We start from the raw sequence: 14825 nt of genomic DNA, 5'->3' as shown, positions 1-14825 counted from the left end.
CTGCCCGCAGCCCCGGCCCCTCATTCGCTCGCCTGCGCCACCAGCCAGTCGCGAAACAATTGCCCGCTGACGGACAAGCGCTTGTGCCGTGGGTGCACCAGAAAATCCGCCTGCCCAGTGCGGAACGCCCACTCGCCGACGCGCAGCAACTCGCCCTGGGCCACCAATTGGCTGGCCATGAAATCCCAGCCCAGGCCCACCCCCATGCCCTGCTGCACCGCACTGAACATCAGGGTCAGTTGGTTGAAGCCCATGGCGCCCGGCGGCGCGCTGTAGTCCAGGCCGAAATGGCGGAACCAGTCGCGCCAGTCAATGCAGTTCCAGGCCGAGGCATCCAGCTGGATCAAGGGCAACTCGGCCAGTTGCGCCAGCTCGCCAACCCCAGGCAATTCCAGGCGCCGGCTGACGATGGGGTAGACGATTTCATCGAACAGCGAGACCGCCGCCAGCGACGACCAGTGCCCGGCGCCATAGAGAATGCCGAAGTCATGCTCGGCCACGCTGGATTCATCCATGTCGTTGTTGGCATGGATGCTCACGGTGATCTCCGGGTGCTGCTTGTTGAATGCCAGCAGGCGTGGGAACAGCCAGAACTGCGCCACCGCGTGGGTGCATTGCACGGTGATGGTGTTGGCATCGCGACCGGCTCGCAGGCGGCTGACGCTGCGCAGCAAGGCCTCCAGCTGCGTGCTGACCTCGGCGAACAGCGAGGCGCCGCTGCTGGTGAGCTTCACCCCCCGGGCCTGGCGCTCGAACAACTCGGTCTTCAGCGACAGCTCCAGGGCGCGGATCTGCTTGCTGACCGCGCTCTGGGTCAGGCACAGCTCGGTGGCGGCGCGGGTAAAGCTGGCGTTGCGACCCACCGCCTCGAAGGTCACCAGGGTTTCCAGCGGCGGCAGATGACGGGCGAAGCGGCTCATCAGGCATTCCCCAGGAGAATAGGTAGGTGCCTATATATCCTTTGTCCATCCGGTCAGCAATGGCTAGCCTGCGCAGCTTGATGAATCGCTGCGAGTGTGTGCATGAAACGCGGAGTTGCTTATGCCGCCCTGGCCGGTGCGGTCTGGGGCCTGGCCATTGTGGTGCCCAGCCTGTTGCCGGAGTTCAGCCCGCTGCTGCTCAGCTGTGCGCGCTTCACTCTGTACGGCGCATTCTCCCTGCTCCTGGCTGCGCCCCAGGCCCGGGAACTGCTGCAACGCCTGACCTGGGGCGATGCGGCGTTGCTGGTGAAACTGGCGCTGACCGGCAACCTGATCTATTTCATGCTGCTGGCCAGCGCTATTCAGTGGGCCGGGGTGGCCAGCACCGCGTTGATCGTCGGCCTGTTGCCGCTGACCATCACCCTGGCCGGGCGCGGCGATGCCGATGCCGTGCCCTTGCGCCGGCTGCGCTGGCCCTTGCTGCTGGTGTTCGCCGGCATCTGCTGCATCAACCTCGACACCCTGCTGACCGCGCAAAGCGGTTCGCTGGAACTGGGCCAGCGCGCCCTGGGCCTGCTCTGCGCCTTCGGCGCTCTGCTGTGCTGGACCTGGTTCGCCACCGACAACGCCCGCTACCTCAAGGGCAGCCGCTTCAACAGCAGCCAGTGGTCGACCCTGTGGGGCATCACCACCGGGCTGATGAGCGCCCTGGTCTGGCTGCTGGCGGACGGGTTTTCCCTGCCCGGCACCCAGGTCGAGGCCAGCGAGCAGCGCTGGCTGCTGTTCTGGGGCCTGAGCCTGTCCAGTGCGGTGCTCGGTTCCTGGTTCGGTAATCGCATGTGGAATGCCTCGACCCGGCGCCTGCCGCTGACCCTGAGCGGCCAGTTGATCGTGTTCGAGACCCTGTTCGCCCTGCTCTATGGCTTCATCTGCCTGCAACACCTGCCCAACCTGCTGCAAGGCAGCGCCGCCCTGTTGTTGCTGGCCGGCGTGCTCTGGGCGGTGCGCCGCCACCTGCCCCGGCCCCACTGAACGCGCCTCAGCCCTGGGCCACCGAACCGGCCGGCAAGGCCACCACCCGAGGCAAGCGCAGCGCCAGCAAGGCCCCGAGCAAGGCCAGCAAGGCACTGGCGGCGGTGGCTGCTTCAATGCCATGGGCCTGATTGCCGGTCGGGCTCAAGGTGTTGGCCAGCGACACCAGCAGCGCCAACCCCAGGGCCCCGCCAATCTGCTGGCTGGTGGAGGCCACGCCCGCCGCCACCCCTTGCTCGGCAGCGGCGATGCCCTGCCCGGCCGAGACCCACATTGAAGTCCAGGTCATGCCCTGGCCGACGCTCATCACCACGATGCCCGGCAGCAGGCCGACAAAACCGTGGCTGCCGGGCAAAGCCAGGTAGATCATGCCGATGCCCACGGCCCCCGCCAGCAGGCCAGTGACCAGGGTCGCCCGCAGGCCCATGCGCAGCAGCGCCCGTTCCGCGACCCAGATGCCCAGCGTGCACAGCAGGGTCGAGGGCAGGAACGCCAACCCGCTCTGCAGCACGCTGAACTGATAGACCTGCTGGAAATACAGGCTGAGAAAGTAGTACTGCACGCCGAAACTGCTCATGAACAGCGCGGTTATCAGCATGGCCATGCGCAGCTGTGGATAACCCAGCAGGCGAAGCGGCATCAGCGGGTCGCGGCTGCGTTGTTCCAGGCGCACGAACAGCCCGAGCAAGGCCAGGGACAACACCAGGCACCCCAGGGTCCCCGGCGCACTCCAGCCCCACTCCGGGCCCTGGACGATGGAAAACACCAGCAGGGTGCCGCCCAGGGTCACGGTCAGGGCGCCGCGCAGGTCGAACTGGCGGTTGCGCTGGCGTGGCGGGTCGGCGGGAATCCAGCGCCGGGCCAGCAACGCGCAGGCACCGGCCAGGGGCACGTTGACCAGGAACACCGCTTCCCAGCCCCAGTACTGGGTCAGCACCCCACCAAGCAAGGCACCGAGGGCCAACCCCGCCGCCGAGGCCGCGCTCCACACCGCGAAGGCCCGGTTACGCGCCGGCCCTTCGGCGTACCAGGTATTGATCAGGGCCAGGGTCGCGGGGAACAGCATCGCCCCGCCGACGCCCTGTACCGCCCGCGACAGCACCAGCAACAGCGCGCTGCCACCCAGGCCGCCGGCCAGGGATGCCAGGGCATACAGCGACTGCCCGACGATGTAGAAACGCCGCTTGCCCAGCAGGTCCGCCGCGCGCCCGCCCAGCAGCAGGAAACCACCAAACGCCACGCTGTAGGCACTGACCACCCATTGCAGTTGCTGGGCGGAGAACCCCAGGCGAAGGCCTATTTCCGGCAACGCCACGAAGACGATGGTGGCGTCCAGGGCAATGATCAACTGCGCGGTGGCCAGCAGTGACAGCATCCAACCCGACGGCTTGGCTAACGGGGTCGCGGACATCGCGAGAATCCTTGTGTGGAAATAGGCGGCGGCCAGTGTCATCGATGCGCTTTAAATGATAAATACGGCCTTCACTCTTTCAGTAATGACTTTAATCATGGATCTGAACGCCCTTCGGCTGTTGGTCCGGGTCGCCGAAACCCGCAGTTTTACCCGCGCCGCCGGTGACCTGGGGCTGACCCAGTCCGGCCTGTCCCGCGCCATTTCGCGCCTGGAGCAACAGCTCGGCGTGCGCCTGCTGCAACGCAACACCCGCAGTGTCAGCCTGACCCCGGATGGCTTGGTGCTGGTGGAACGCGCAGCACCGTTGCTGGCGGAACTGGCCCATACCGAACACCTGCTGCTGGACCGGCGCGACTCGCCCAGCGGGATGTTGAAGATCAGTACCCCGTCGCTGTTCGGGCGCAAGGTGGTGATGCCGGTGATTGGCAAGCTGACGGCCCAGCATCCCGAGCTGAGCATCGAGGCGGTCATGACCGACCGAGTGGTGGACATCATCGACGAAGGGTTCGACGCGGTGCTGCGCACCGGAGTGATCCACGACCAGCGCCTGATCGCCCGGCCCCTGGCGCCCCTGCGCTGGGTCACCGTGGCGGCACCGGCCTACCTGGAACGCCACGGCACGCCGCGGCAACTGGCGGACCTGCAGCAACACAACTGCCTGACAGTGCGCAACCTGCGCAGCGGCCGGCTGGTGGAGTGGCAGTTCATGGACCAGGGCAAGCCCCTGGACCTGGCGGTTCAGGGGCGGCTGATCTTCGACATCGGCGATGCCCTGGTGGATGCGGTGCTCGGCGGCTTCGGCATTGCCCAGTTGATGGAGTTCGCGGTGCGCGAGGCCCTGGATAGCGGCCTGCTGGTGCCGATCCTCGAACAACATGCCGGGCGCAGCCGGGAGCTGTCGCTGGTGTACCCACCGTCGCGCCAGTGTTCGCCGAAACTCACCGCCTTGGCCGACGCCCTGGTTCAGTTGAACGGGTAGAACGCCTCAAGCGGGCGGGGCGCTGGCGCTTTCCGGGGCCTGGGTCACGCTCGCCAGCAGCGGCTGGGCGATCCTCAGGTAGTCCTGGGTATCGAGCACCATGGAGGCATCCAGGCGCCCGGCATTGAAGGCGATCTCGGTGTAGCGGGAGGTCAGTTGCGGGTCGACGATCAGCGTGATGCGCGGATCGAAACTCAGCGGTGGAATGGCGCCGATCACGCAACCGGTCAGTTCCCTGGCCAGCTCCGGCGACACCAGCTGGGCCTTCTTGCCGCCCAGGAGCGCGCCGACTTTCTTCATGTCGAGTTTCTGATCGCCGCTGAGAATCACCAGCCCATAGGCTTCATGGGCGCCCTTGAGGCTGCACAGCATGGCCTTGGCCCCCTGCCCCGGCTCGGTGCCGCGGATTTCGGCGACCCGCGCCGACTGCCCTTCGGCCGGATGCAAGATCACTCGATAGCGGGCCTGGTGACTGTCCAGCAGGCTCACCAGACGCTGAAAGACTTGGTGCATGCTCATTCCTTGAAAACGTGGGTCGGAGGCCGGCTCAAGCCTCTCCGGCCAGGGGCAACTGACGACCGTCAACGGCGCCACCAATGCTCAGGAAATGCCCGCCCGCCACATGGTGCAGGGTGCGCAGCGGGTCCTGCCCGTCGAAATGCCAGCGGCCCTCGCTGAACACCCGCGTGTCGGCCTGGGCGGCCATCACTTCACCGAGGAACAGGTCATATTGCTGCTGGTTGTGGGGCTCGGGCAGCAGCCGGCATTCCAGCCAGGCCACGCAACCTTCCAGCAAGGGTGCCTGGCCTTGCTCACCGGTAAAGGTCGACAGGCCGTAGGCAGCGAACTTGTCGCTGCCGCCCTGGCTCAGCTCCAGTCCGGAGCTGTTGCCCAGGCTCTGCACGATATCCACCTGGGCCAGGCAAGGCACGTTGAGCACGAAGGTACCCGAGGCTTCCAGCAGTTGCCGGGTCCAGGTGGACTTGTCGAGCACCACGGCGACTTTCGGCGGCTGGAAATCCAGAGGCATGGCCCAGGCGGCCGCCATGATGTTGCGCTGCCCGCCGTGGGCGGCGCTGACCAGCACGGTAGGGCCGTGATTGAGCAGGCGGTAAGCCTTGTCCAGTGGCACCGGACGACGAAAATCGGACATGACTGGCTCCTGAAAAAAACAGCGATTGTAGCCCCATCCCGAGCCCTGGCCGGCACGCTGATTGGATGGATTTTCTGGATAATCCGTCCAGCCCTCGGTGGCTTATCAACGCAGGCGCAGGCACTAGACTCAGCCTTCACCTCAATCGTTGAAGGACCCGCGCCATGACCGATCACTCCCTGAACAACAAAGTCGTGCTGATCGCTGGCGGGGTGAAGAACCTCGGCGGTCTGATCGCCCGCGACCTGGCCCGCCACGGCGCCCGGGCCGTGGCCGTGCATTACAACAGCAACGCCAGCCAGGCCGACGCCGAGGCCACGGTGGCCGCACTCAAGGCCCTGGGCGTGGAGGCCCAGGCGTGGCAGGCCGACCTGACCCGGGCCGGCGCCGTGGAGCGCCTGTTCAGCGAGGCCAAGGCGCGCTTCGGCAAGATCGACATCGCCATCAACACCGTGGGCAAGGTGCTGAAGAAACCCATCATCGAGATCAGCGAAGACGAGTACGACCAGATGTTCGCGGTCAACGCCAAGAGCGCCTTCTTCTTCATCAAGGAGGCCGGCAAGCACCTCGAAGACAACGGCAAGCTGGTGACCCTGGTGACTTCGCTGCTGGGCGCCTTCACCCCGTTCTATGCCGCCTACGGCGGTTCCAAGGCACCGGTGGAACACTTCACCCGGGCCGCGGCCAAGGAGTTCGGCGCCCGCGGCATTTCGGTCACCGCCGTCGGCCCCGGGCCCATGGACACACCGTTCTTCTACCCGGCCGAGGGCGCCGACGCCGTGGCGTATCACAAGAGCGCGGCGGCCCTGTCGCCTTCGAGCAAGACCGGGCTCACCGATATCGAGGACGTGGTGCCCTTCATTCGCCACCTGGTGACCGAAGGCTGGTGGATCACTGGCCAGACCTTACTGATCAACGGCGGCTACACCACCAAGTAATCCTGGCGCCCAAGGGGTAAATTGGCCTGCCGAGCCGCTGCATCGACCGCCTCGGTCGATGTGGCGATGCGCAGCCGTCAGGCGTCCCCCGGACCAGGATCGTGCGAACGATGGATAAGCTTGAGCAATACCGCGTGTTCATTCAGGTGGCCGACATGGGCAGTTTCATCAAGGCCGCCCATGCCCTGGAGCTGCCACGGGCGACCGTCTCTTCCGCCGTGCAGCAACTGGAAACCGGCCTTGGCACCCGGCTGCTGCACCGCACCACACGGCAGGTGCAACTGACGGCCGATGGCGCCATTTTGCTGGAGCGGGCAAGGCGCCTGCTGGCCGATGCCGCGGAACTCAACCAGTTGTTCCACCACCGCCAGGTGGATGTCAGCGGGCGGTTGAACATTGACGTTCCCAGCCGCATCGCCCGACGCCTGATCGTCCCGGCCCTGCCCCAGTGGCTGGCGCAGTACCCCGGCCTGCAGCTGGCCCTGGGCGCCAGCGACCGCAGCATCGACCTGGTCCAGGAAGGCATCGACTGCGCGATCCGCGTCGGCAGCCTGGCCGACAGCAGCCTGGTCGCCCGGCCCCTGGGGCAACTGGCGCTGATCAACTGCGCGAGCCCGGCCTACCTCGCCGAACAGGGCGAACCCCACACCCCCCAGGATTTGCAGAACGGCCAGTGGATGATCGGTTACGCCTCCCCGGACACGGGTCGCGAACAGCCCTGGGAATACCTGCAAGAAGGTCGCGAGCACCTGCTCCGGCTGCCCAGCCGGGTGATCGTCAACAACGTCGAGAACTACATTGCCTGCTGCCGCCAGGGGCTGGGGCTGATCCAGGTGCCACGCTTCGACGTGCAGCACCTGCTGGACCGTGGCGAGCTGGTGCAGGTGCTCCACGAACTGCCGGTGGCGCCCATGGATATCTGCGCGCTGTACCCCGACCGGCGCCATCGCTCGCGCCGCCTCAACGTGTTTATCGAATGGTTCGCCGCGCTGATCAAACCGCACCTGGAGGCTTGCTGAACCGCGGCGGATCATGAGAAGAAAGCGCCTTCACGGATTGAGGCCCTGGCACCATGACCCACCTGCAAATCAGCGCTGTGCAACTTGACGACCTGGATGACCTGCTGGCCTTCGAAGAGCAGAACCGGGCTTTTTTCGAAGCCTCGATCAATGCCCGTCCCGGCACCTACTACTGCCGCGAAGGCGTCGCCGAAGCCATCGTCCAGGCCCGGCAGGACGCCGAAGCGGATCGCGGCTATCAGTTCCTGATCCGTGACAACCGGGAACTGGTGGGGCGGGTCAACCTGCATCGGGTGCAGCGCGCCTACTTCAACTGCGCCGAGCTGGGCTACCGGGTCGGTGCCCGCTTCAATGGGCGGGGCATTGCCCGGGCCGCGGTGGCGCAGGTCCTGCAGCGCGCCTTCGGCGAGCTGCAACTGAGCCGCATCGAAGCCAATGCTCGGCCGCAGAACACCGGTTCGGTGCGTGTGCTCGAGGCATCCGGGTTCTCCTGCTACGGCCACTCGCGCCGCAGCTTCCTGTTGCACGGCGAGTGGTTCGACCGCCTGCATTACGAATGCCACGGGCCGCTGCAGCGCTAGGCGCACGGACGCCGCGCCACCTGCCTCAGGAAGACAGTTGATTGGCGAACTGGCCGACCGCGCTGACCACTTTCTGCGCGCCGTCCTGGATCTCGACAATCACTGAGCCGGCTTCCGCTGCCAGCGTCAGGCCCTGTTCGGCCTGCTGCCGGCCTTCAGCCATCAGTTCCACCGCCGAGCGGGCCATGTCCTGGTTGTGCCGGACCACCCCGACGATCTCGTCGGTGGCGTTACTGGTGCGCGAGGCCAGTTGCCGGACTTCGTCGGCGACCACGGCGAAGCCACGCCCCTGCTCGCCGGCCCGCGCCGCCTCGATGGCCGCGTTGAGGGCCAGCAGGTTGGTCTGCTCGGCAATCCCGCTGATGGTCTTGACGATGCTGCCAATCACCAGCGACTGCTCGTTCAGGGCTTCGATTCCATCGCCGGCTTCCTGCATGCACTTGGCCAGGTCGCGCATCACATCCAGGGTCTCGGTGACCACCGCCGAACCGCGCTGGGCGCTGGTGTCGGTTTGCCGGGAAATGCTGTAGGCGATATCGGCGGCCTCGGCCACCGAGCGCTCCTGATTCACCTGATCGGTGATCAGGGTGGCGAACTTCACCACCTTGTAGAGCTGGCCATTGGCATCCAGCACCGGGTTGTAGGAGGCGTCGAGCCACACCACACGGCCCTGGCTGTCGATACGCTTGAAGCGGTCGGCGACATACTCGCCCGCGTTCAAGCGCGCCCAGAACTCTTGGTACGACGGCCCTTCATATTCCTGGGCTTCACAGAAAATCCGGTGGTTCTGGCCCTGCACTTCATCGAGGCGGTAGCCCATGCACGCCAGAAAGCGCGGGTTGGCGGTCAACACCCGGCCTTGCAGGTCGAACTCGATCACCGCGGTGGAACGGAGCAATGCCGCCATCAGGTTTTCATGCTCGCAGGCGCTTTCCACCGACGCCGTCTGGTCGGTGCAGATCAGGGAGAAGTGGTCGAGGTGACCGGTACTGTCGTGGATCGGCTGCACGCATGCATGCAACCAGGCATCGCGGCCATCGCCGCGCTGCAGGCGCAACTGGCCGATGTAGCCTTCGTTGCGCCCCAGGGCCGACTGGAAAGAACGATACAACTGCGCCGCCTGAGCATGGCGCGACACGATCTGCTCCAGGGGCTGGCCACAGAGCTGTGGGCCATCGAGGCCCAAGGTGCGTGTGAAGTTCTGGTTGACCCGACGGATCACCCCCGCGCCGTCCAGTTCGATGCTGAGCACCTGGGTTTCCAGACAGGCCTTGAACTGCTGCAGAGCGTTCAGCTCGTCGCTCATGGAGGCAAGCTGCTGTTTCAAACGTTTGTTGAACATGGATACACCGACAGACTGAGAGTGGATACAGCGATCCCCCAAGCCATCGGCGCCCCGTGACCTTTCTCCAAGCCGTCTCCGGCATTTCAGAATTTTCTTAGGGCCCCTTCGGAAATATCCTCAAAACCCTCGTGGCGGGCGAACGCCCACCGGGAACGTTGAGCGCTGCCCCGCCAGCGGGGCAGTCACCCTCAGCTCGACAGCTGGTTGGCGAACTGGCCGACCGCGCTGACCACCTTCTGCGCGCCATCCTGGATCTCGACGATCACCGTACCGGCTTCCGCCGCCAGGGCCAGGCCCTGTTCGGCCTGCAGCTTGCCTTCGGCCATCAGCTCCACGGCTTCACGGGCCATGTCCTGGTTCTGGCGCACCACCCCGACGATTTCCTCGGTGGCCTTGCTGGTGCGCGAAGCCAGTTGCCGCACTTCATCGGCCACCACGGCGAAGCCGCGCCCCTGCTCGCCGGCCCGCGCCGCCTCGATGGCTGCGTTGAGGGCCAGCAGGTTGGTCTGCTCGGCAATCCCGCTGATGGTCTTGACGATGCTGCCGATTACCAGCGACTGCTCGTTGAGAGCGCCGATGCCTTCGCCGGCCTCCTGCATGTGCTTGGCCAGATCGCGCATCACGTTCACCGCCTCGGTGACCACCGTGGTGCCGCGCTGGGCACTGTTGTCGGTCTGCAGCGAGGTGTTGTAGGCGATGTTGGCCGCTTCGGCCACGGCCAGCTCCTGGTTCACCTGGTCGGTGATCACGGTGGCGAACTTCACCACTTTGTAGAGCCTGTTATTGGCGTCCAGTACCGGGTTGTAGGACGCCTCGAGCCAGACCACCCGGCCATGGGCATCGATGCGCTTGAAGCGATCGGCAATGAATTCCCCGGCGTTCAGACGCTTCCAGAACGCCTGGTAGGCGGCGCTGTTGTACTCCTCCGGCTCGCAGAACATGCGGTGATGCTTGCCCTGAATCTGCGCCAGGCTGTAGCCCATGCTGGACAGGAAACGCTCATTGGCCGTCAGCACGTTGCCGCTGAGGTCGAACTCGATCAGCGCGGTGGAACGCACCAGCGCGCCGATCAGGTTCTCGTGCTCGCGCGAAGCCTCGATGGTGCGGGTCAGGTCGCTGGAGAAAATCGCGAAGTACTTGATCCGTCCCTCGGAATCGCGAACCGGCTGCGAGATGGAACGCAGCCAGGCTTCCTGGCCGTTGCCGCGTAACAGCCGCACCGCCCCGGCGAAGTGCTCGCCCCGGGTCAGGGTCGCCTTGAAGCGCTGGTGAAATTCGTCGTGCTTGACGTGCTCCGGAACGATGTCCTCCAGGGCCCGCCCCACCAGATCATCCGTCTTGTAGAGCATTTCCTGGGCGAAATTCCGGTTGACCGACTGAATCCGTCCATCGGCACCTAGGTTGATGACGAGCATCTCGCTTTCAAGACTCTCCTTCACTTGCTGAAGGCTCGAAAGTTCTTCGCGAAGAGTCGACAACTCCTGCTTCAAGCGTTTATTGAACATGGGGATGCACCGCGGAGGCTGAAAAAGTGGACTGCTCTGCGCCTAACATCGGCCCTGAAAGACTTTTCTTAATAGCCATTAGGACTTGTCTGACAAAAATAATTCAGCAGCCAGCAATGCCCCGGGATTCGGGGGCCCGGCCGGGTATTTCGCCCACCACGGGAGCGCGTATAGTCGGCAACGGGAAATTCCACGGCGATCGACGGAGTTGGACTATGGATGCATCACGCAAGGCGCTTTTCCGGCAGGCAGCAGCACGGGTTGGGCACAGCTTCGAGGGCGAAATGCGCATCGGCGGCAACTATGTGCCGGCGGTGCGCAATGGCGATGAGGTGTATGTCAGCGGGCAGATCCCGCGGATCGATAATACGGTGAGGGTGGTCGGCCGGGTCGGCGCCGAAACCTCGCTGGAGCAGGCCCGGCACGGGGCGCAGATCTGCACCCTGCGGGCCCTGGCGATCCTTGAGCAGATGCTTGGCGATCTGCAGCGGATCAAGCGCATTCTGCGGATCAATGTCTATGTCCAGAGCGCGGCGGACTTCACCCAGCAGAGCGAAGTGGCGGACGGCGCCTCCGAAGTCCTCTATTCGATCTTTGCCGATGCCGGCGTGCATACCCGGACCTCGGTGGGGGTCTATCAATTGCCCAAGAACGCGTCGGTGGAGGTCGACATGATCGTCGCCCTGCACCCTGGCGCGGGCAACGACTGAGCGGCACCGCGCCAGGGGATCGCCAGCCCACCCGTCAGCTGCCGTTGTTACGGCACTGGCCCATGACCTGATATTCGATGGTCTTGAGCTGGCCGGCAGAATCCTCGTAGGTCATGCGCGAAGGCACCACCTCGCAGGACTTGATCGGCGGGGTGACGTTGACCACCCGGGCGATATCCAGCTCCATGCCATAGCGGTACGCCTGCACCACCGGCGCCGGCTTGCCCTGGTTCGCCGCATACCGCTCCATGGCCTTCTGGTTCTCCACCATGGCCCGGGCGAATGTGCGGTCGCCACCGCCCTCGGCCAGCGCCAGGGAGGCAAAGCCCAGCAGCAATGCGGCAAGACTCGAATTGATCATGTTCATCAGAGTGTCCTCGTCCAGTTGTTACCAACGAGGATAAGCAGCCGACCCTGTCAGGATGATCGCCGGCAGATTACTTATCTGTAATGCGCACCTCAGCTCCCCTCTCATCCCTTGCCAAACGCCCGGCCCACTGGCCTTTCAGCGCAAACCCGAAACCGTTTTCTTGCACAATTGTAATGCTCGGGTCACCCCGCCGTTATCTGCCGTTTGCAACTATCGACAGCGACTTTCCAGGCGTTGCGACGCCTGCCGGTCGAACCCATAAGAACGCCTCTGGCGATATAAAAGTTGATAGCTGCCAACACTCAGGAGCGACCCCCAATGCGTATCAATCCCCCCTTGTCCCTGTCCGTGCTCGCTGCGGTACTGGGGCTCAGCCCAATGGCGGCGGTGGCCGCCGAGGAACGGCCCGAAGGCTTTGTCGAAGGCAGCCGCCTCGACCTGCTGCTGCGCAACTTCTACTTCAACCGCGACGATCGCAAGGGCCAGTCCAGCCCCACCGGCAACGGCTATTCCGAAGCCTGGGCCCAGGGCCTGATCGGCAAGTTCGAATCCGGTTTCACCCAGGGCACGGTCGGCTTCGGCATCGACGCCTTTGCCATGTACGGCCTCAAACTCGACTCCGGCACCGGGCGCAGCGGCGGCGGTGGCTCCTTCGGCGTGCTGCCGGTGAACCACGACAACCAGCCCGCCGACGGCTACGGCAAGGCCGGAGGCGCGGTGAAACTGCGGGCCCTGGATACCGTGCTGAAAGTCGGCGACGTGTTCCCCAAGACCCCGGTGGTGCACTACGGCGACTCGCGCCTGCTGCCGGAAAGCTTTCGCGGGGTGACCCTGGAGAACACCAGCATCGAGGGCCTGAACCTGCAAGGCGGGCGCTTGCACGCCATGAGCCAGCCCGACAGCAGCGGCATGCGCGATGGCTTCGCCACTTTCTACGCAGGCAAGGTGAATTCGCCCTGGGTCGGCTACTTCGGTGGCGACTACACGCTCAACCCCAACCTCAGCTTCAGCCTCTACAGCAGCCGCCTGAAGGACGCCTGGGATCAGTACTACTTCGGCACCGCGGTGAACTACCCGGTGTCCGACGACCTGACCCTGTTCAGCGGCTTCAACTATTACAAGGCGGTGGATGAAGGCAAGAAACTGCTCGGCGAACTCGACAACAACATCTGGAGCGCCAAGGTCGGCGCCACCTACGGCGCCCACACCCTGGCCCTGTCGCACCAGCGCAACAACGGCAACAACGACTTCGACTACCTGCGCCAGTCGGACTCGATCTTCCTCGATAACTCGATCCAGTACAGCGACTTCAACTCGCCCAAGGAACGTTCGTGGATGGTCCGCTACGACCTCGACATGCAGGCTTTCGGCATTCCCGGCCTGTCGTTCATGACCCGCTACGCGCGCGGCAGCGGCGCCGACTACAGCCACGCCAACTCGGTGTACATGCGCCGCGACGCGGCCGGTGACCCGCTGACCGATCAGCGCCGCTGGGAGCGGGATGTCGAAGCCAAGTACGTGTTCCAGGGGGGCAGCCTCAAGGACCTGTCCTTGCGCATCCGCCAGGCGACCATCCGTTCCAGCCAGTTCGAATCCGACCTGGAAGAGTTCCGCCTGATCGTCGAGTACCCGCTGGCCCTGCTCTAGCGGGCCATTCCGGGCAGGCGCCAGGCCTGCCCGGTGTTAAAACTTCTTCACAGACTCGCGCCTTTCAGAACTGTAATATCGGCCTCACCTTCTCGTTAGGTTGGCCTCCCTATACTCCCGGACACACTTGTAGCCACGGTGTTTTTTTCACGGTTACCCAGCGTGTCAGGAGAAGCTCATGCGCCCAACCCAACTGTTATTGATCGGCCTACTGGCCACTACCAGCTCCGCCACCTGGGCCGCTGATGGCAGCGAACGCCCGCAGCAGGTCCGCGAAGCCTTTCTGGCCAGCCAGGAGCAGATCCACGGCGACGCCAACCAGGAAACAGCCAGCACCGACGGCACCGGCAACGCCCCCCGTGATGCGTCACCGTCCAACGCGGCCGCGCAAGACATCTGAGCGCCGTTGCCCACAGAGCACATTCATCTCTTGAAGCGTTTTTTCTGATGCTCCTTTGGAAAGAGATGAATTTTTAGCGTCCCGCATGGGGCGCTTTTTTTTGCCCGAAAATTGCCGCGGGACTGGCACCTGTAGCCGATGCCGCAGGCTGCGAACGAGCGCGAAGCGGGCGCTGTTTCTGAGGATCGCTGAAGGTCCTGCGGACCTTTACGCAGCTTCGCCTTGGCTCAGCAGCGGCTACAGGGATGCAGGAGAGACATAAGTGTTAACGGGATACATCTGTTAACAGGCCGAGCCGGGACTAGCGTGAAGGGATCATTCCAGCACAGGGAGAGCCGGGTAATGCAATTTCGATCCAACGGTTACCGCCTGTTCAAGGGGCGGCGCTCGGAGATCGGCAGGATCTACAGCGTGACCGCCGTGACCGAACAACGGTGCCAGGTGTTCAGCAACTTTCGCCTGGGGCGGCTGGTGGTCGACCAACTGAGGGAACAGCACGAAACGGGCCTCACCCATTCACTGGCCTGGGTGGTCATGCCTGATCACATTCACTGGCTGTTCCAACTGCAGAAATGCTCGCTGGAAGAGGCCCTGTGCCGGCTCAAATCCCGTAGCGGACGCACCATCAACCAGCGCCTGAACCGACGCGGTCGGCTGTGGCAAAAAGGGATCCGTCGCGAAGCAGACCTCAAGGCGCTTGCCCGCTACATCATCTACAACCCGGTTCGCGCAGGGTTGGTCGAGCGCGTAGGCGACTACCCCCTGTGGGACGCCGCCTGGCTTTAACCGCCGTTCTTAACCACAACGATCCA

14 protein-coding genes and 4 pseudogenes are annotated in these 14825 nt (G+C 64.6%); 9 read left to right on the top strand and 9 right to left on the bottom strand.

Translation table 11 applies throughout. From position 1 onward, the window contains the following. Positions 1-20: 20 nt before the first annotated feature. Positions 21-920 carry a LysR substrate-binding domain-containing protein gene (locus LXM55_RS26015; RefSeq protein ID WP_233323026.1) on the bottom strand — a complete coding sequence of 300 codons (900 nt, stop codon included), beginning with the start codon at positions 918-920 and terminating at the stop codon, positions 21-23. A gap of 102 nt (positions 921-1022) precedes the next feature. Between LXM55_RS26015 and LXM55_RS26010 the strand changes: the two genes are divergently transcribed. Next, entirely contained in the window at positions 1023-1952 is a 930-nt protein-coding gene (locus LXM55_RS26010) for a DMT family transporter (RefSeq protein WP_233323025.1), read from the top strand. A gap of 7 nt (positions 1953-1959) precedes the next feature. Here the strand turns inward: LXM55_RS26010 and LXM55_RS26005 are convergent, their stop codons facing one another. Further along, positions 1960-3363, bottom strand: coding sequence for an MFS transporter (locus tag LXM55_RS26005; RefSeq protein ID WP_233323024.1), 1404 nt, complete (start codon positions 3361-3363; stop codon positions 1960-1962). Positions 3364-3460: 97 nt separating this feature from the next. On the opposite strand from LXM55_RS26005, the gene LXM55_RS26000 reads away from it, so the two are divergent. Further along, positions 3461-4345 carry a LysR family transcriptional regulator gene (locus LXM55_RS26000; protein ID WP_233323023.1) on the top strand — a complete coding sequence of 295 codons (885 nt, stop codon included), beginning with the start codon at positions 3461-3463 and terminating at the stop codon, positions 4343-4345. A gap of 6 nt (positions 4346-4351) precedes the next feature. Here LXM55_RS26000 and LXM55_RS25995 read toward each other — a convergent pair whose 3' ends face one another. Together LXM55_RS25995 and LXM55_RS25990 are read right to left on the bottom strand one after the other, a co-directional pair. Continuing rightward, positions 4352-4858: a YbaK/prolyl-tRNA synthetase associated domain-containing protein gene (locus LXM55_RS25995; protein WP_233323022.1), complete on the bottom strand. Its 507-nt coding sequence runs from the start codon at positions 4856-4858 to the stop codon at positions 4352-4354. Between the two features lie 34 nt (positions 4859-4892). Continuing rightward, on the bottom strand, positions 4893-5498 hold the full coding sequence (locus tag LXM55_RS25990; RefSeq protein WP_233323021.1) for a flavin reductase family protein: 606 nt from the start codon (positions 5496-5498) through the stop codon (positions 4893-4895). A 164-nt stretch (positions 5499-5662) separates the two neighbouring features. On the opposite strand from LXM55_RS25990, the gene LXM55_RS25985 reads away from it, so the two are divergent. The 3 genes from LXM55_RS25985 (at position 5663) to LXM55_RS25975 (ending at position 8036) form a co-directional block, all read left to right on the top strand. Continuing rightward, entirely contained in the window at positions 5663-6436 is a 774-nt protein-coding gene (locus tag LXM55_RS25985) for an SDR family oxidoreductase (RefSeq protein WP_233323020.1), read from the top strand. Positions 6437-6546: 110 nt separating this feature from the next. Then, positions 6547-7455 (top strand): LysR family transcriptional regulator, encoded by a 909-nt coding sequence (locus LXM55_RS25980; RefSeq protein WP_233323019.1) that lies wholly within the window; start codon positions 6547-6549, stop codon positions 7453-7455. 53 nt (positions 7456-7508) lie between these two features. Beyond that, on the top strand, positions 7509-8036 hold the full coding sequence (locus LXM55_RS25975; protein ID WP_233323018.1) for a GNAT family N-acetyltransferase: 528 nt from the start codon (positions 7509-7511) through the stop codon (positions 8034-8036). A 25-nt stretch (positions 8037-8061) separates the two neighbouring features. On the opposite strand, the pseudogene LXM55_RS32805 reads toward LXM55_RS25975, so the two are convergent. The 4 pseudogenes from LXM55_RS32805 to LXM55_RS32790 form a co-directional block, all read right to left on the bottom strand. Beyond that, positions 8062-8496, bottom strand: a pseudogene (locus tag LXM55_RS32805) (methyl-accepting chemotaxis protein); the annotation flags it as partial. Between the two features lie 108 nt (positions 8497-8604). Further along, a pseudogene (locus LXM55_RS32800) lies at positions 8605-9342 on the bottom strand (PAS domain-containing protein); the annotation flags it as partial. A 227-nt stretch (positions 9343-9569) separates the two neighbouring features. Next, a pseudogene (locus tag LXM55_RS32795) lies at positions 9570-10004 on the bottom strand (methyl-accepting chemotaxis protein); the annotation flags it as partial. Between the two features lie 111 nt (positions 10005-10115). After that, a pseudogene (locus tag LXM55_RS32790) lies at positions 10116-10886 on the bottom strand (PAS domain-containing protein); the annotation flags it as partial. A 215-nt stretch (positions 10887-11101) separates the two neighbouring features. On the opposite strand from LXM55_RS32790, the gene LXM55_RS25960 reads away from it, so the two are divergent. Then, positions 11102-11596: a RidA family protein gene (locus LXM55_RS25960; RefSeq protein ID WP_233323015.1), complete on the top strand. Its 495-nt coding sequence runs from the start codon at positions 11102-11104 to the stop codon at positions 11594-11596. A gap of 34 nt (positions 11597-11630) precedes the next feature. Here the strand turns inward: LXM55_RS25960 and LXM55_RS25955 are convergent, their stop codons facing one another. Continuing rightward, positions 11631-11963 (bottom strand): DUF2790 domain-containing protein, encoded by a 333-nt coding sequence (locus LXM55_RS25955; protein ID WP_233323014.1) that lies wholly within the window; start codon positions 11961-11963, stop codon positions 11631-11633. A 321-nt stretch (positions 11964-12284) separates the two neighbouring features. Between LXM55_RS25955 and LXM55_RS25950 the strand changes: the two genes are divergently transcribed. The 3 genes from LXM55_RS25950 to LXM55_RS25940 all read left to right on the top strand — a co-directional run bounded on the left by LXM55_RS25950 (position 12285) and on the right by LXM55_RS25940 (position 14799). Beyond that, positions 12285-13613, top strand: coding sequence for an OprD family porin (locus LXM55_RS25950; protein WP_233323013.1), 1329 nt, complete (start codon positions 12285-12287; stop codon positions 13611-13613). A 178-nt stretch (positions 13614-13791) separates the two neighbouring features. Further along, positions 13792-14013, top strand: coding sequence for a hypothetical protein (locus LXM55_RS25945; protein WP_233323012.1), 222 nt, complete (start codon positions 13792-13794; stop codon positions 14011-14013). Between the two features lie 342 nt (positions 14014-14355). Beyond that, positions 14356-14799: an REP-associated tyrosine transposase gene (locus LXM55_RS25940; RefSeq protein WP_233323011.1), complete on the top strand. Its 444-nt coding sequence runs from the start codon at positions 14356-14358 to the stop codon at positions 14797-14799. Positions 14800-14825: the final 26 nt, after the last annotated feature.

The sequence above is a fragment of the Pseudomonas sp. Au-Pse12 genome (assembly GCF_021341665.1).
Classification (GTDB): domain Bacteria; phylum Pseudomonadota; class Gammaproteobacteria; order Pseudomonadales; family Pseudomonadaceae; genus Aquipseudomonas.
This window is presented reverse-complemented; position numbering and strand designations above follow the sequence as displayed.